The organism is Kitasatospora sp. NPDC059803, assembly GCF_042732255.1.
Classification (GTDB): Bacteria; Actinomycetota; Actinomycetes; order Streptomycetales; family Streptomycetaceae; genus Kitasatospora.
The window spans coordinates 1-14,926 of the sequence record NZ_JBHWIJ010000215.1 but is presented as its reverse complement, the minus strand read 5'-3'; the positions used below and the strand labels follow the sequence as shown (position 1 = coordinate 14,926).

The window sequence follows — 14,926 nt, the reverse complement described above, 5'->3', positions numbered from 1 at the left end:
TGTGTGAGTTGGTGGTTGAGGTTGGTGAGGGCGTTGTGGGTGGCTTTGGTGTGTTGGTTGGGGATGGTGTGTTTGGGGAGGAGGGTGGGCCATCCGTGGGGGGTGGTGGTGAAGGTGATGGTGAGTTTGGTGTGTTGGTTGTTGTGGGTGGGGGTGAGGGTGTAGGTGGTGGTGCCGGTGAAGTGGCCGGTGTGGGTGGTGGTGAGGGTGTGGGGGGGTGTGGTGTGGGTGGTGGTGGCGGTGGTGTGGATTTTGGGTCCGGGTTTGGTGTGGCCGTTGGGGTGGATGGTGATGTGGGTGGTGCCGCCGGGGTGTTCGGGGGTGGGGTTGCCGGGTTGGTGGGTGTTGTGGGGGGTCCACCAGGTGGTGGTGCCGTTGAGTTCGGCGATGAGGTGGTTCCAGACTTGTTGGGTGGGGGCGTGGATGATGGCTTCGTTGATGAGGTCGTAGGTGTGCATGGCGGGCCCTTCTGTCCTGATGTCCTGATGTCCTGATGTTCCGGGTTCTTGCTTTCTGGTCTTTGGCCTGTATTTCTTTTTTTGCCGTTTGCCGTTTGCCGTTTGCCGTTTGCCGTTTGCCGTTTGCCGTTTGCCGTTTGTGGTTTGCCGATCGTGGTTTGTGTTTGTGGTTTGTTTGCTGGTTTGTTTTTGTTGTGTGTCTGCGTGTTTTATTGGTGTATTTCTGTGGTTCTGTGTCGGTGGGGGTGCCTGCGCCTGTGCGCCTGTGGGTCGATGCCTGCGCTTGCGGGTCGATGCCTGTGTGTTTGTGCTTGTGCCTGCTGTGTGTCTGTGTGTCTGGTGTTTTGTGTTTGTGCGCTCGCGGCCTGTGGTCTGTGTCGGTGTTTGCGGGCCTGTGGCTTGTGGCCCGTGGTCTGTGGTCTGTGGTCTGTGGTTTGTGTTTGTTGTTTGAGGGTTTGTTTGCTGGTTTGTTTTATTGCTGTGCTGTGCTGTGCCGTGCTGTGTCTGTGTGTTTGTGTCTGCTCGTGTTTGTTTGTTGTGTGTCTGTTTTTTTGTGTTGTTAGGGGAAGATGTTTTGGCCGGGGGTGAGGGTGTGGGTGGGGTCGTATTTGTGTTTGGTGTTGGTGAGGTTGGTCCATTGGGGGCCGTAGTGGTTTTTCCAGTCGGTGGGGGTCATGTGGGGGATGGCGCCGACGAGGTAGCGTTTGGCGCCGAGGGTGGTGGCGTGGTCGTAGAGGGTGCGGTTGTGGGTGAGTTGGGTGGTGGGGTTGGTGTTGGGGTGGGGGAAGGTGAGGAGGTCGAAGAGGTAGGTGGTGGGTTCGCCTGGGGTGATGGCGTAGGGGTGGGTGAGTTTGTTGGTGGGGAAGGGGTAGAAGAGGAGGAGGCCTTGGCCGAGGGTTTGGGGGGTGAGGAGGGGGGTGGCGTAGGTGATGAAGTTGGCGGCTTGGGTGGCGGGGATGAAGAGGCTGAGCCAGGGTTTGGGTTGGTTCCAGTAGCCGAGGTTTTTGAGGTTTTGGGTCCAGGTGTCGGCGCGGTAGGTGTATTCGCGGTAGGTCTGGTCGGTGGTGGTGGTTTGGTGGGGGTTGGGGTTGAGTCCGGTGAGGAGGGGTGTGGGGTTGGGGGGTGTGGTGCCGTTGTAGTAGGTGGCGGTTTCGATTTTGTAGAGGGGGGTGGTGTTTTGTTGGGGGATGATTTCGCCGATTTGGGTGTGGAAGCGGCCGTCGTTGAGGATGGTTTGTTGGTCGGTGAGGTAGGTGGTGAGGTTGTTGTAGTAGAGGTTGAAGACGAGGGCGCGTTGGGGGGCGGGGATGAGTTTGATGGTGGCGCGGATGATGATGCCGAATTGTCCGGCGCCGGCGAGGGCGGCGTGGAAGAGGTCGGGGTTTTTGGTGGGGGTGGCGGTGAGGAGTTGGCCGGTGCCGGTGATGATGTCGATGGATTCGACGGTGTCGGCTTGGAGGCCGTGTTTTTGGACGGTGTTGCCGATGCCGCCGATGCTGATGGTGCCGCCGATGGAGAGGTGGAGGTAGTCGGTGAGGCAGGGTGGGGTGAGGCCTTGGTTGAGGGTGGCGTCGGTGAGTTGGGCCCAGGTGACGCCGGCGTCGACGGTGGCGTTGGTGGGGGTGATGGTGTGGATGCGGTTGAGGGTGCGGGCGTCGATGCTGATGCCGCCGTTGGGGGAGGCCTGGCCGTAGTTGGAGTGTGATTCGAGGTCGTTGTCGGTGCCGCTTTGGCCGTTCATGGCGACTTTGAGGCCGTTGTGGCGGGCGTAGTTGATGATTTTGATGATGTCTTGGTCGGAGCCGGGTTTGAGGACGGCGTGGGGGGTGTTGGTGGTGAGGCGGCCGAAGTCGTGGCTGAATTCGGTGAGGGTGGTGGTGTCGGTGGTGAGGGTGCCGTCGAGGGTGGGGACGGGGCAGTGGTTGTGGGTGGTGGGGGTGTTGGTGGTGGCCCAGGTGCGGGTGGTGGTGTTGAAGGCGGTGATGAGGGCGGTGGTGGCGGTGGTGGTGAGGATGGTGCGCCTGGTGAGGGGTTTGGTCATGGGGTTTCCTGTTCTGGGGTAGTGGGTGTGTTCGGGTGGCGTGTGGGTGTTCGTGGGTGGGGTGCTTGATGGTGTGACGGCTGCGGGTTGGCGGTTGGGTGGTGGTTAGTGTGTGAGGGCGGGTGGGTGGGTCCTGCGGGGTGGGCGGTCTGCTGGGTCCGTGCAGGTGTTCGGTTGTTGGTTGTGTGTCCGGTTCCGGTTTCCGGTGGGGTGTCCTGGGGTGTGGGCCGGCCGGGCGGCGGGGTCCGTGGGTGGGCGGGTGCCGCCCGGCCGTGTTGGGTGTGCCTGTGTGGTTGTGTGCGTGTGCCCGCGTGTGTGCCCCTGCGTGCCCCCGCGTGTGTGCCCGTGTGTGCCCGTGTGTGTGTCCGGGTGTGTGCGTGTGGGGGGTTAGGGGGTGGTGTGGGTGACGGTGGCGCGTTGGTAGTTGAGGAGGTCGAAGCGGCGGGTCTGGCGGCGGAAGCGGTAGGTGTAGGTGGGCCAGATGGAGGGGTTGTTGCCGTGGTGGTCGGTGTACCAGCTCTGGCAGCCGCCGGCGTTCCAGACGGTGTTCTTCAGGCGGTCGGTGAGGGTCTGGTTGTAGGCGTTCTGGGCTTCGGGGCGGATCTCGACGGAGGTGATGCCGAGTTTGTCGATGGTTTTGAGGGCGTCGACGATGTAGGCGATCTGGGCTTCGATCATGACGGTCTGGGAGGAGTGGCCCAGGGTGGTGTTGGGGCCCAGGAGCATGAAGAGGTTGGGGAAGCCGTGGATGGTGGTGCCGCGGTGGGCTTTCATGCCGTGGGTGTGCCAGGTGTCGCGCAGGGTGGTTCCGTCGCGGCCGTGGATGCGGCGGGCGACGGGGCGGTCGGTGGCGGTGAAGCCGGTGGCGAGGATGATGGTGTCGACGGTGCGGGTGGTGCCGTCGGCGGTGGTGATGTGGGTGGGGCCGATGTCGGTGATGGTGTCGGAGACGATGTCGACGTTGGGCTGCTGGATGGCGGGGTACCAGGTGTTGGAGAACAGGAGGCGTTTGCAGCCGACGGTGTAGTCGGGGGTCAGGCGCTTGCGCAGGCCGGGGTCGGGGACGGATTTCTTGAGGTGGCCGGCGGCCATGTTCTTCATGCCGGTGGTGCGGGTGGGGCGGGACATGAAGAACGCGACGATCTCGCGGCCGTTCTTGTTGAAGGCGCGGCGGAAGCGCTGGTAGCCGGGCAGGTGGCGCAGCATCCAGGTGTGGCGGGGGGTGTTGGGCTTGTCGGGTTTGTGGGCGACCCAGGGGGGGGTTCGCTGGTAGAGGTCGAGGCGGGCGACCTGGTTCTGGATGGCGGGGACGAACTGGATGGCGGAGGCGCCGGTGCCGATGACGGCGACGTTGCGGCCGGTGAGGTCGTGGTCGTGGCGCCAGCGGGCGGAGTGGAAGAGGGTGCCGGTGAAGGTGTCCAGGCCGGGCAGGTCGGGGACGGCGGGCTCGGAGAGGTAGCCGGTGCCGGTGACGAGGATCTGCGCGGTGTAGCGGCCGTGGGTGGTGTGGATGCGCCAGTGGCGGTGGTCGGCGTCCCAGCGGGCGTCGAGGAGTTCGTGGCCGTAGCGCAGGTGGGGTTCGACGCCGAAGCGCTGCGCGGTGTCCTTGAGGTAGGCGTGGACTTCGGCCTGGGTGGCGAAGGTGGACTTCCACTGCGGGTTGCGGGCGAAGGAGAAGGAGTAGAGGTGGGCCTGGACGTCGCAGGCGCAGCCGGGGTAGGTGTTGTCGCGCCAGGTGCCGCCGAGGTCGGTGGCGCGTTCGAAGACGAGGAAGTCGTCGGTGCCGCTCTGCAGGAGGCGGATCGCGGTGCCCAGGCCGGAGATGCCGGCGCCGATGATGGCGACTTTGAGGTGGCGTACGGCGGTGGTGTCGGGGTGGGTGGTGGCGCCGGAGGGTTCGGGCTGGTCGGCGCCGGAGGGGGCGGGGTGTTCGGCGGTGGTGGTCATGGCCGGGGTGTCCCCTTTCAGGCGCGGCGGGTGAGGGTGACGCGGAAGTTGTTGAAGATGTGGTCTTCGAGGGTGTAGGCGAAGATGTCGAGGTAGCGCTCGAAGCGCTGGACGGTGGTCTCGTCGGCCATGGCGACGGCTTCGTCGCGGCGGGCGGCCAGGAGCTGGAGCCAGGCGCGGCAGGCGCGGGCGAAGGACTCGGGTTCGTTGCGGATCTCGGTGACCTCGAAGAGGCCGTCGAGGCCGGCGGCGAGTTCGGGCAGGCGCGGGATGTGGCAGCCCTCGAACTCCTCGCGCTGGAGGAACTTGAGGTCGTCCAGGAGCTGGCGGCGCAGCGGGGGGTTCTCGACGGTCATGGTGTGCAGGACGAAGCGGGCGCCGGGCTTGAGCAGGGAGTGGACCTGCTTGAAGAAGACGCGGTAGCGCTGGGTGCGCTCCTTGGGGGTGAGGGAGGAGAGCACGAAGTGTTCGAGGGCGTTGATGCAGAACGCGGCGTCGTAGGGCTCGCCGTCGGCCTTGTGGTCCTCCCAGCTCTCCACGCGGGCGTGGATGGCGGGGTTGTCGAGGGCGGCGACGAAGTCGGCCTGGGTGCGGGAGAGGGTGACGCCGACGGCCTGCTGGACGCCGTGGACGGTGGTGAGGCGGTTGAGCATGGTGCCCCAGCCGCAGCCGATGTCCAGGACCTTGGCCTTGCCGGCGGCCTGGGCGAGGTCGGTGAAGACGTCGAGCTTGCGTTCCTGGGCCTCGTCGAGGGTGGCGACGAGGTCCTCGCCGTCCTCCCAGTAGCCGCCGGAGTACATCATGGTGGGGCCCAGGATGAGGCGGTAGAGGTCGTTGCCGACCTCGTAGTGGTGGCGGATCGCGTCGACGTCGGGGTTGATGGAGCGGGTCTCGGCGGTGGTCATGCGGGTGTGCCCCTGTTCTGGTGGCGGATCGGATGGACCGGATTGGGCCGGGCTCGGCCGGGCCGGACTGGACTGGACTGGGCCGGGTGGTGCGGGTGTCCGGTGGTGCGGGTGTCCGTGGTGCGCGGCGGCGGGTGGTGCCTTTCCCCGCGTGGACGGCCGTTGCGGTGGCGGTGGCCGCTCTCGTCGTCTGCGGACGGGAGCGCCGGTGAGGGCGGCCGGGTCCGTGCGGTGTGAACGGCCGTGCGGGTCGGGGTGGTCGGGGTGTGTCCGTGCTTGCCTACGGTCGCCCTCCCGCCCCGGCGGGTGCGGCCTGCGGCGCGGTGCGGTGCGGTGGCCTCGGTGCGGCGCTGTGCGGGTGCGGTGCGGTGCGGCGCTGTGCGGGTGCGGTGTCCGCGTCGCGGTGCGGTGCGGTGCGAGGTGGTGGGTGTCGTGCGTGTGGGTGCGGTGTCTCGGGTCAGGTAAGCGCGTGTCTCGCAAGCGGTGCGCAAGCGTGGGCGCAGGGCCGGGGTTGCGGGGCGTTTGCGTGGGGGTGGGTTTCATGCGGTTTCGACAAGACACGCGGCCCCCACGGCCTTCCCGGGTTTTTCCCCGGGGGGTTTTCGGGTTCCGTCGCGGTGCGTTCCGTGGCCTGTGGGCGGCGGGGGGCGCGGTGGCGGTGTCCGTGATCCTCCCGGGGTGTCCGGGTCTGTTCTGCCTCATCACGTGTTGGCGCCCGTTCCGGGGCGTCCAGGAAGGAACGATCACTCATGTCCGACATCCCCACCATCGAGGACCTGGCCGCGCAGTTGCAGGCGGTGTCCGGGGCGCAGGAGATCGACGCGGACGCGGCGCTGCAGCACATCGCGGACGTGGACTCGCTGGATCTGATGGAGTGGCTGTACGGGTTCCAGAACCAGTACCCGCACATTCCGGCGGACGAGTCGCTGTTCGCGGACATCGACGACACGACGACGCTGCGGGTGGTGCACGAGCGGATCCTGGCGCTCGTGGGCCAGGCCGGCGTCTGAGCGCGGGGCACTGCTCGATGAGCGGCTTCGACATCACCGGGTGGGGGATCTCCGTCCCCGAGCGCGTGGTGACCAGCGTGGAGCTGGCGGAGCGTTTCGGTGTGGACGAGCACTGGATCGTCTCCAGGTGCGGGATCCGGGAACGGCGGGCGGTCGGGGCGGGGCAGAGCACCGCGTCGATGGCGGTGGAGGCCGGACGCCGGGCGCTGGAGCGGGCGGGGCTGTCGGGTGCGGACATCGCGCACCTGATCGTGGCGACGGCGACGCCGGAGCAGCCCTCGCCGGCGACGTCGGCGTTCGTCCACGACGCGCTGAAGATCGCGGGCAGCGCGCACGACGTGAACTCCGAGTGCGCGGGGTTCGTGTACGCGCTGGTGACGGCGGTGGGTCTGCTGCACATGGACCCGCGCCCGATCCTGGTGATCGGTTCGGACACCCACACGCTGACCGCGAACCCGGCGGACCGGGACCTGTCGATCCTGGTGGGTGACGGGGCCGGTGCGGTGGTCCTGCAGCCCGGCCCGGTGGAGCGGGTCCTGGCGTGGAACCTGGGCGCGGACGGCTCGTGCAAGGACAGCCTGAAGGTCCTGGCGGGGGGCTCGCGGATGCCCACCACCGAGGAGACGGTGCGCCAGGGCTTGCACTACGCGCAGATCAACGGCAACGAGATCTACCTGAACGCGGTGCGCTACACGGTGCGCACGATCCGCGAGACGCTGGAGCAGGCGAAGCTGACGCCGGCGGACGTGGACCACGTGGTGCCGCACCAGGCGAACATCCGGATCATCAACTCGGTGCTCGCCCACACCGGGATTCCCGCGGACCGTCTGGTGGCGAATCTCGACCGGTACGGCAACACCGCTTCGGCGTCGATCCCCATCGCGCTGGCGGAGGCGCTGGACGCCGGGCGCATCCAGGACGGCGACACGGTGCTGCTGGCCGGGTTCGGTGCCGGGATGACGTGGGGTTCGGTCCTGCTGACGTGGGGAGGGGCGCGGTGAGCGGCAAGGGCGCCTTCGGGCAGCGGCCCGACTCCCCGGTGGCGCTGGTCACCGGCGCCTCGGGGGGTCTGGGCCGGGAGCTGGCGCTGGCGCTGGACGCGGCCGGGTGCCGGGTCGCGGTGCACTACAACAGCGCCCGCCAGGCCGCCGAGGAGGTGGCGGGCAAGCTGGCCGGCGACCACGTCCTGGTCACCGGCGACGTCGCGGACTACGCGCAGGTCACCGCGATGTACGAGCGGATCACCGAGGCGCTGGGCCCGGTGGACGTGCTCGTCAACAACGGGGCGGTGCGCAAGGACGCGCTGATGGCCATGCAGAACCCGGTCGAGTGGCGGCAGGTGATCGACACGAACCTGGTCGGTTCCTTCCACACCGCGCGGGTGTGCGTGCCGGCGATGCTGCGGGCCCGCTGGGGCAGGGTGGTCAACATCGTCTCCCCGTCCGCGCTGATCGCCACCGCCGGGCAGACCGCCTACGCGGCGTCCAAGGCGGGGCTGATCGGGCTGACCCGCACGCTGGCGGCGGAGTGCGGGCGCCGGGGGGTGACGGTGAACGCGCTGTCGCCCGGGTTCATGATCACGGGGATGACGGACACCCTGCCCGAGCACGTGATCGCCGGGATGCGGGAGAAGGTGCCGGTGCCGCGGTTCGTCACCCCGCAGGAGGTCGCCCGTTCCATCGGGCTCTTCCTCGACCAGGACTGCATGACCGGACAGGTCATCAGCATCGACTCGGGAGCCTCCATCACCTGACCCCCCCGCCGGCCCCGCCCGCTGCCCTTCCCGGCCCGCCCCCCAGGTGAAGACCTCAGGGGCGGGCCGGGCCGCGTGCGCAGGCAGCCCGGCCGGGTCCGACCGGGGCCAGCGGGGCCGGCGGGGCCGGCGTCCCGTGGCGGGGCCTGGGCGAGGACGGCTAGGCGAGGACGGCGAGCGCGGCCTCGTAGTTCGGCTCGTCGGCGATCTCCGCGACCAGCTCGGTGTGCAGGACGGTGTCGTTCTCGTCCAGGACGACGACGGCGCGGGCGGTCAGCCCCGCCAGCGGGCCGTCGGCCAGGGCCACGCCGTAGTTCTCGTGGAAGTCGCGTCCGCGCAGGGTGGACAGGGTCCGGACGCTGTCCAGGCCCTCGGCGCCGCAGAAACGGGCCTGCGCGAACGGCAGGTCGGCGGAGATGCACAGCACCACGGTGTTGGCCAGCGAGCCGGCCTTGGCGTTGAAGGTGCGCACCGAGGTGGCGCAGGTGGGGGTGTCGATGCTGGGGAAGATGTTGAGGACCTTGCGCCTGCCGGCGAAGTCCTGCAGCGAGGTGTCGGCGAGTCCCTCGCCGACCAGCGTGAACGCCGGGGCCTGGCTGCCGGCCTGGGGCAGCGCGCCGCCGACCTGGACCGGGTTCCCCTTCAGCGTGACCTGAGCCATGAAAAGCCTCCTACCAGCGGTGGAATGTGGTGACAACGCCGCCGATCCTACTGCGCGCCCCCGGCCCCGGACGCCGGGTGGCCACCTCTCGGACACGGGAGGGCCTGCGGGTGCCCGCGCCGCTGTGCCCGCCGGTGCGCTCGCCGGCGGGTCCACCGGTGCGCCTGCCGGCGGGTCTGCCAGCGGGTCTGTCTGCGGGTCTGGCGGTGCGTCTGCCGGTCAGGCGGACCAGAACGGGTCGTCGTGGCGGGGCAGGACGTCCAGGTTGCCGTTGGGCAGGGTCGGTTCGGGCACGTAGGTGCCGAAGGGGTCGCGGTCGCGGATGACGGGGATGGGGCCGACGGTGGCCTGGAAGGTGATGTTCCCGGCGGCGCCGAACAGCACGGCGACGCCGTATCCGGCGGGCGTGGTGGCGAACATGGCGGGCTGGCGGGGGTTGACGGCGGTGATCCGGTAGCCGCGGGCCTGCCAGCCGCGTTCGGTGACGCCCAGCAGCGCCCCGTACCTGGCGGGGGCGACCCTGGTGGTGACGTGCCGCTCGCGGGTGGCGGTGGCGTAGCCCAGGGAGCGGTCCTGGAGGCCGCCGGTGGTCTGCTCGGTGGAGCGCGGCCAGCCGTCCCAGTGGCGCAGCGGGGGGCGGATGGCGGACATCGCCTCGTCGAGGAGCGCGTCGAGGGCGTGGACGGCCTGTTCGGGGGTCATGGGGGCGGCTCTCAGTGTGACCAGAACGGGTCGTCGTCCGTGGGGATGACGTCGAGGTTGCCGTTGGCCATCACGGGGTCGGGGGTGGGGGTGCCGAACGGGTCGCGGTCGCGGATGACGGGGATGTGGCCGCCGCCGGAGGCCTGGAGGGTGATGTTGCCGGCGGCGCCGAACAGCATCGCGACGGAGGATCCGTCCGGGGCGGCGGCGAACAGGGCCGGCTGGTTGGGGTTGACCGAGGTGATCTTGTACCCCTTGGCCTTCCAGTCGCGTTCGGCCATGTCCATCAGGGCGGTGTACTTGGCCTTGGAGACCTTGGTCATGATGTGGCGGTCGCGGGTGGCGATGGCATAGCCCTTGGAGTGGTCGTCGATGCCCCCGCTCTGTTCGGTGGAGCGCGGCCAGCCGTCCCAGTGGCGCAGCGGCGGCTGGATGCCGGAGAGCGCCTCGTCCAGGAGCGCGTCGAGTTTCTGGACGGCCTGTTCGGGTGTGGTGAGGGACTCGGGTGCCGGGTGCTCGTCGCCCACGCCCACGCCCGCGCCCGTGTGCCCGCAGGCCGTCAGGGCGAGTGCCAGCGTGGCGGCCGTGAGGCCGAGCCGTCGTGCGGTCGGGGTTGCCATGTTCATCGGCCTTCCTGCCGTGTCACGGCGTCGTACCTGCCGGCCACGATCTGGCCGATGTTGTTGATCGACTCCGCGGTCGCGGTGTCGGAGGAGCTGTTCATGTAGTTGGAGTGGGAGTCCAGGGACAGGGACTTGCCGTCGGGGACCGCGAACCGGTTGGCGCCGAAGTCCTTGCTGGCGGGGTCCTGGCCGAACCAGAGCTGGTTGTCGGGGGCGAACGTCTGGTAGAGGTCGTCGGCGACGGGGCCCAGGACGGGGCCCAGGACCACGTCGGTGGCGACCCGGCCCTTGGCCGGCAGGTGGCTGACCGGGTCGTTCTCGGCGTCGCCGACCCACACGTGGTGGGGGTCGATGTGCAGTTGGGAGGCCTTGTCGGCGCCGGTGCCGGGGGAGCCGACCAGGATGATGTCGTCGGCGCCGGTGCCGCCGGGCAGCTGCGCGCCCAGGCCCACCGTGGTGGAGCCGTAGCTGTGGGCGAGGGCGACCAGGTGCGCGGGCGCTCCCTCGTGGGTGGCGCGCAGTCCGGCCATGAACGTGTCGTAGGCGGCGCCGCCCTTGGCGGCGCGGTCGGTGCCCATCACCTCCAGGGGCCGGGGGTCCCCGTCGAGGACCTTCTCCAGTCCGGGCGGCGGGTCGTAGCCGAGCCAGATCATGGAGGCGACCTCGGCACCGGAGTCGGCGATGTGGGCGGCGTTCCACACGTTCAGGGCCCGGTCGGCGTCCTTGCCGCCGACGGAGGACAGCTTGGTGCCCAGCCCCGGCACGTAGGCGCTGACGTTCTTCGCGGTGTCGGGGTTGCCGAAGGACAGGATGCCGCGGCCCTGGCCCTGTTCGCCGACGCCCAGCAGGAACGCGGGCGGCTGCCGGCCGTTCTGCACGTTCAGCTTGTCCCGGATCGCTCGGAAGCCCTCCAGTTTCTGCTTCTCGTCGTCCGACGGGTTCGGCTTGTGCTCGTAGGTGTCGATCAGGTGCGCCAGGTTGAGGCGGTTGGCCTGGTCGCGGGCGGTGGCGGGGATGCCGTCGCGCATGCCCAGCAGGTCGGGGTGGGCCTGGACCAGGCGCTGCTGCTCGTCCGGGGTCAGGCCCTTCCACCAGGAGTTGACCTCGGTGGGGGCGGCGCCGGCGGGCGGCCAGCCGGCCGCCATCAGGCCGGTGCCGAGCTCGTCGACGGCCTTGCGGTCGGCGCCGGCCTGCGCCAGGTCCAGTCCGGTGCCGGTGCGGGCCCGCACCGTCAGGTCGTCCAGCAGCTTGGCGATCTTCTGGTCGGCGCCGTCGGCCTCGGTGACGGCGTGGGAGATGCGATCCGCCAGCGCCCTGGCCCGCTGCGGCGTGTCGTAGCCGGGGTCGTGGCGCTCCGCCTGCGAGGGCGCCGGCCAGCTGACCGTGCCGTCCTCGGCGACCGTCAGCCCCGCGCCCTGCGCCTCCTGGAGGGCCTCCTTCAGCTTCGACTGCGCCAGCTGGAAGCTCTCCGAGGCCTCGCGCAGCAGCCCCGACACCGCCGACATCTCGGTGTGCGCGGCGTCCAGGCGCCCGCTGGTGCGCTGCAGCGAGGCGTTGGCGGCGCCGGCCGCGGTGCCGACCCACTGGCTGTTGAAGACGTGCTTGGTGACCTCGGTGTTCATCGCCTGGACGTGCTTGCCGAACGCGCCGGCCAGGGTGTCGTAGGCGCCGGCGGCGCCGGCCAGGCCGGACAGGTCCGCGTCGCGCAGCTGGGCGAGGGTGACCATCAGTTCACCGCCGGCGCGTAGGGCCCGGCGCCGGGCGCCTTGAGGGCGCCGGCGTTGCCCGAGTCGGTGCCGCGGTAGTTGCCCGCGGTCTGGCCCAGCTTCAGGCTCACCCCGTCCACCTCCGAGGCCAGCTTGTTCAGGCACTCCTCCCACGCCGCCGTGCAGGCGTGCAGCGACGCCCCGGTGCGCCAGCCCGACAGCGCCGCGACCGCCGTGTCGGAGGGCTCGTGGATGTGCTTGAGCTCGCCCGGCATCGCCTCACCGGTGTCCTTGGCGACCTTCGCCGCCGCGTCCAGGTCCGCCGGGTTCACCCCGAACAGCGGCCCGCCCGCCGGCGGACCGTAGGGCCCGTACAGGCCCGGCCCGTCGGAGCCCGCGTACGCGTTCATGGATCCCGTCCCCCCGCTGGTCGACCGACTGCTGTGCCCGCTTGGGGCCGCCCCGGGGCCCGCACCCGGGGCCGCGGCCGGGCTCGCGGCCGGGGTCCCGTGCGGGCATGCGAAACCGCACGCTTGTACGGTTCGCGTCGAAGCATGGCGAAAATAGCAGATCAGCCCACCGGCGCAGGCCCGGTGACGGCCTGGCGGCGGGCTTTCGGTGCCCGCGTCCCGGCGGTGGCGCCCCGTCACCCGGGCCCGGGTCGGGGCGGTCGGGCGGTGGCGCGGGTCTACGGCTGCGGTGGTCGGGCGGCGATGAAGACGAGTTCGCGGCCCGGCCGGTCGGGGGCGTCGCGGACCTCGCGCAGGATGAAGCCGTGTGCGGCCAAGTCCGCCTCCACCTCGCCGCGTTGGCGAAAGCGCAGGGTGGAGGTGGAGGTGGGCTGCTGCCCGTCGGCGGCGAACACGCAGGTCCGCCGGAAGGTCACCGGGGCCGGCCCGGCCGGGCGGTTCAGGGGGTGGGGTCCGCCGGCCCGGCGGGGGAGGGCCAGGGGTGGGTGGGGTCCTCGGTGATCCGTACCTGCTGCGGGGCGTTGCGGGGGAAGGTCCAGATCCGTCCCAGGGTGCTGGTGGCGGTCACCGTGGTGTCGTCGAGGGTGACGTCGGCGAACGGGTTGGAGGAGCAGGAGATCGCGAGCCACTCCAGGGTGTTCTCGTCGTCGTCGCGGGTCAGCGCGACCCAGCCGATGCTGCCGTGCTCGGACGCCTCGCCGGCGAGGGCGCGGCTGCCGGCGTGGGTGCTGGTGGCGAACGTCGTGTCGACGTCCGTCCAGTCGGTGGGGGTCCACGCGGTGGCCCGCAGCAGTTCCCCCCAACTCCACTGCTGGGCCCGCGGGTCGTGGGGCCGGCCGGCGGGGGAGAACCGCATGAGCTGCATCACCGACAGTGACCCGTCGCCGAACATGATGAAGTCCCCGTGGGGCGCCTCGCGGGCGCGCCAGCGCTCATAGGCCAGGCCGGACCGGGGTCGCGCGTCGTCAAAAGCCACGCCCGCCATGATCGCACCCGGCAGCGCCCCGGCAACGGCCGGGACCGAACTCCCCTGCACCGCAAGGCCGGTGCGGCGCCGCGCCGCGGCGGGCGACTCGGACCACCCCTTCCACATACTCGGATCCGAGTAGTACGATCCGAGTATCACCAGCCCCGGCCCCGACCCGGGCCCCCGCGTGCGACCACGGAGTGCCATGACCGCCAAACGACCCGCCAACCCCCTGGCCCTCGCCCTGCTCGGCCTGCTCCTCGAACAGCCCCTGCACCCCCACGCCATGGCCACCACCCTGCGCGAGCGCCACCTCGACCAGGCCTTCAAACTGACCACCGGTTCGCTCTACGACACGGTGCGCGCCCTGGCCCGCGACGGCTGGATCGAGGCCACCGACACCGAACAAGTCGGCGCGCGCCCCGCCCGCACCGTCTACCGCCACACCCCCCAGGGCCGCCAGTACTTCACCCAGTGGCTGGACGAACTCATCCGCGAACCCTCCCGCGAATACCCGAAATTCCTGTCCGCCGTCAGCTACCTCGGCGCCCTGGGACCGCACCGCGCCGCCCAGGCCCTGCGCGAACGGGCCGCCGCCCTGCAGACCCGCATCACCGAGAGCGAACAGGCCCACCACAGCGCCACCCGCGAACACCACGCCCCCCGACTGTTCGTCATCGAGGCCGAGTACGCCCACGCCATGCTGCACGCCGAACGCCAATGGGTGCTGCGCACCGCCGAGGAGATCGAACAGGGCACCCTGGCCTGGCCGGAGGCCGCCCCCGATGCCTGACACCCCCACACCCGCACCTGCACCCGCGCCGGCCCGTACCGGACAGCGCTTACCCGCCGCCGAGGCCGCCAGCGCCGCCGGCGACGCGGACGTCCTGGTCGTCGGCGCCGGCCCCGCCGGCCTGATGCTGGCCTGCGAACTGGCCCTGGCCCGCGTGCGCACCGTGCTCCTGGAACGCGACCCGTCCCCGCCCGGCTTCTGCCGCGGCTTCAATCTCAACGCCCGCAGCCTGGAACTGCTGGAACGCCGCGGCCTGGCCGAGCGCCTCCTCGCCGAAGGCCCCACCGTGGCGACCACCGCGTTCACCGCACAGGCCCGCCTCGACCTCGCCGCCATGCGCACCCGCCACCCCTACGTCCTGGGCATCGCCCAGACCAGGGTGGAGGAGATCCTCACCGAACACGCCCGCCACCTGGGCGTGCGCATCCTGCGTGGCCACCGCCTGAGCGCCCTCGACCTCGACGACGACGGCGTCCACGCCCACACCGACACCCCCGACGGCCCCGCGCTGCTGCGCGCCGGCTGGCTGGCCGGCTGCGACGGCGGCCGCAGCACCGTGCGCGGACTCGCCGCCATCGCCTTCCCCGGCACCCCCGCCCGCCGCTTCACCCTGCTCGCGGACGTGGTCCTGACCGACCCCCGGCAGATCCCCTTCGGCGTGAACACGGGCGAGAACGGCACCGTGTTCGCCATCCCCAGACCCGGCTACGTCCGCCTGCTCACCGCCGACCCCCACCCGCCCCGGGACCGGCACGAACCGCTCACCCTGCCCCGCTTCCAGCAGGCACTGGACCACGCCCTGGGACGCCGCGTCCCGATCGCCCGCGCCCACTGGCTGACCCGCTTCGGCGACGCCGCCCGCCTGGCCGAACGGCTGCGCCGGGGCCGGG

At 70.5% G+C, this 14,926-nt stretch carries 15 protein-coding genes and 1 pseudogene; 5 read left to right on the top strand and 11 right to left on the bottom strand.

Annotated elements, in window-relative coordinates:
* From ACFV6I_RS28125 to ACFV6I_RS28110, 4 genes are all read right to left on the bottom strand, one after another.
* A partial coding sequence (locus ACFV6I_RS28125) for an SRPBCC family protein (protein ID WP_380428288.1) occupies positions 1-458 on the bottom strand: 458 nt, incomplete at its 3' end.
* A 559-nt stretch (positions 459-1,017) separates the two neighbouring features.
* A complete protein-coding gene (locus ACFV6I_RS28120; protein WP_380428286.1) occupies positions 1,018-2,499 on the bottom strand; it encodes an FAD-binding protein in 1,482 nt (493 codons plus the stop codon).
* A 387-nt stretch (positions 2,500-2,886) separates the two neighbouring features.
* On the bottom strand, positions 2,887-4,446 hold the full coding sequence (locus ACFV6I_RS28115) for a flavin-containing monooxygenase (RefSeq protein ID WP_380428285.1): 1,560 nt from the start codon (positions 4,444-4,446) through the stop codon (positions 2,887-2,889).
* A 17-nt stretch (positions 4,447-4,463) separates the two neighbouring features.
* Positions 4,464-5,351, bottom strand: coding sequence for a class I SAM-dependent methyltransferase (locus ACFV6I_RS28110; protein ID WP_063350786.1), 888 nt, complete (start codon positions 5,349-5,351; stop codon positions 4,464-4,466).
* A 749-nt stretch (positions 5,352-6,100) separates the two neighbouring features.
* On the opposite strand from ACFV6I_RS28110, the gene ACFV6I_RS28105 reads away from it, so the two are divergent.
* From ACFV6I_RS28105 to ACFV6I_RS28095, 3 genes are read left to right on the top strand one after another with little or no spacing between them, the layout of a single operon-like run.
* On the top strand, positions 6,101-6,361 hold the full coding sequence (locus ACFV6I_RS28105; protein ID WP_063350787.1) for a hypothetical protein: 261 nt from the start codon (positions 6,101-6,103) through the stop codon (positions 6,359-6,361).
* 17 nt (positions 6,362-6,378) lie between these two features.
* The gene (locus tag ACFV6I_RS28100; protein ID WP_063350788.1) at positions 6,379-7,362 is read left to right on the top strand and encodes a 3-oxoacyl-ACP synthase III family protein; all 984 of its coding nucleotides are present in this window, start codon (positions 6,379-6,381) and stop codon (positions 7,360-7,362) included.
* Positions 7,359-8,114: an SDR family NAD(P)-dependent oxidoreductase gene (locus tag ACFV6I_RS28095; protein ID WP_063350789.1), complete on the top strand. Its 756-nt coding sequence runs from the start codon at positions 7,359-7,361 to the stop codon at positions 8,112-8,114. The genes ACFV6I_RS28100 and ACFV6I_RS28095 overlap by 4 nt, the downstream gene beginning before the upstream one ends.
* A 160-nt stretch (positions 8,115-8,274) precedes the next feature.
* On the opposite strand, the gene tpx is transcribed toward ACFV6I_RS28095, so the two are convergent.
* The 7 genes and pseudogenes from tpx to ACFV6I_RS28060 all read right to left on the bottom strand — a co-directional run bounded on the left by tpx (position 8,275) and on the right by ACFV6I_RS28060 (position 13,252).
* The gene (gene tpx, locus ACFV6I_RS28090) at positions 8,275-8,775 is read right to left on the bottom strand and encodes a thiol peroxidase (protein WP_380378277.1); all 501 of its coding nucleotides are present in this window, start codon (positions 8,773-8,775) and stop codon (positions 8,275-8,277) included.
* Between the two features lie 219 nt (positions 8,776-8,994).
* Positions 8,995-9,477, bottom strand: coding sequence for a hypothetical protein (locus tag ACFV6I_RS28085; protein WP_380428284.1), 483 nt, complete (start codon positions 9,475-9,477; stop codon positions 8,995-8,997).
* Positions 9,478-9,488: 11 nt separating this feature from the next.
* On the bottom strand, positions 9,489-10,103 hold the full coding sequence (locus ACFV6I_RS28080; protein ID WP_380428283.1) for a hypothetical protein: 615 nt from the start codon (positions 10,101-10,103) through the stop codon (positions 9,489-9,491).
* Positions 10,100-11,827, bottom strand: coding sequence for an alpha/beta hydrolase (locus ACFV6I_RS28075; protein WP_380339341.1), 1,728 nt, complete (start codon positions 11,825-11,827; stop codon positions 10,100-10,102). The genes ACFV6I_RS28080 and ACFV6I_RS28075 overlap by 4 nt, the downstream gene beginning before the upstream one ends.
* Positions 11,827-12,216 (bottom strand): WXG100 family type VII secretion target, encoded by a 390-nt coding sequence (locus tag ACFV6I_RS28070; RefSeq protein ID WP_063350794.1) that lies wholly within the window; start codon positions 12,214-12,216, stop codon positions 11,827-11,829. Before ACFV6I_RS28070 ends, ACFV6I_RS28075 begins: the two co-directional genes overlap by 1 nt.
* 278 nt (positions 12,217-12,494) lie before the next feature.
* Positions 12,495-12,701 (bottom strand): annotated as a pseudogene (locus ACFV6I_RS28065) (SAM-dependent methyltransferase); the annotation flags it as partial.
* A 14-nt stretch (positions 12,702-12,715) separates the two neighbouring features.
* Positions 12,716-13,252, bottom strand: a complete 537-nt coding sequence (locus ACFV6I_RS28060; protein ID WP_380339338.1) for a hypothetical protein — start codon at positions 13,250-13,252, stop codon at positions 12,716-12,718.
* A gap of 196 nt (positions 13,253-13,448) precedes the next feature.
* Here ACFV6I_RS28060 and ACFV6I_RS28055 point away from each other — a divergent pair, with 196 nt between their 5' ends.
* Positions 13,449-14,036, top strand: a complete 588-nt coding sequence (locus ACFV6I_RS28055) for a PadR family transcriptional regulator (RefSeq protein WP_063350796.1) — start codon at positions 13,449-13,451, stop codon at positions 14,034-14,036.
* Positions 14,029-14,926 (top strand): FAD-dependent monooxygenase (locus ACFV6I_RS28050; protein ID WP_380428282.1); only part of this gene is annotated, 898 nt, incomplete at its 3' end. The genes ACFV6I_RS28055 and ACFV6I_RS28050, both read left to right, overlap by 8 nt.

Coding starts and splice junctions, on each gene's coding strand:
- ACFV6I_RS28100 (WP_063350788.1), top strand. CDS start 6,379: ATGAGCGGCTTCGACATCACCGGGTGGGGGATCTCCGTCCCCGAGCGC.
- ACFV6I_RS28085 (WP_380428284.1), bottom strand. CDS start 9,477: ATGACCCCCGAACAGGCCGTCCACGCCCTCGACGCGCTCCTCGACGAG.
- ACFV6I_RS28055 (WP_063350796.1), top strand. CDS start 13,449: ATGACCGCCAAACGACCCGCCAACCCCCTGGCCCTCGCCCTGCTCGGC.
- ACFV6I_RS28120 (WP_380428286.1), bottom strand. CDS start 2,499: ATGACCAAACCCCTCACCAGGCGCACCATCCTCACCACCACCGCCACC.
- tpx (WP_380378277.1), bottom strand. CDS start 8,775: ATGGCTCAGGTCACGCTGAAGGGGAACCCGGTCCAGGTCGGCGGCGCG.
- ACFV6I_RS28075 (WP_380339341.1), bottom strand. CDS start 11,827: ATGGTCACCCTCGCCCAGCTGCGCGACGCGGACCTGTCCGGCCTGGCC.
- ACFV6I_RS28115 (WP_380428285.1), bottom strand. CDS start 4,446: ATGACCACCACCGCCGAACACCCCGCCCCCTCCGGCGCCGACCAGCCC.
- ACFV6I_RS28110 (WP_063350786.1), bottom strand. CDS start 5,351: ATGACCACCGCCGAGACCCGCTCCATCAACCCCGACGTCGACGCGATC.
- ACFV6I_RS28080 (WP_380428283.1), bottom strand. CDS start 10,103: ATGAACATGGCAACCCCGACCGCACGACGGCTCGGCCTCACGGCCGCC.
- ACFV6I_RS28070 (WP_063350794.1), bottom strand. CDS start 12,216: ATGAACGCGTACGCGGGCTCCGACGGGCCGGGCCTGTACGGGCCCTAC.
- ACFV6I_RS28105 (WP_063350787.1), top strand. CDS start 6,101: ATGTCCGACATCCCCACCATCGAGGACCTGGCCGCGCAGTTGCAGGCG.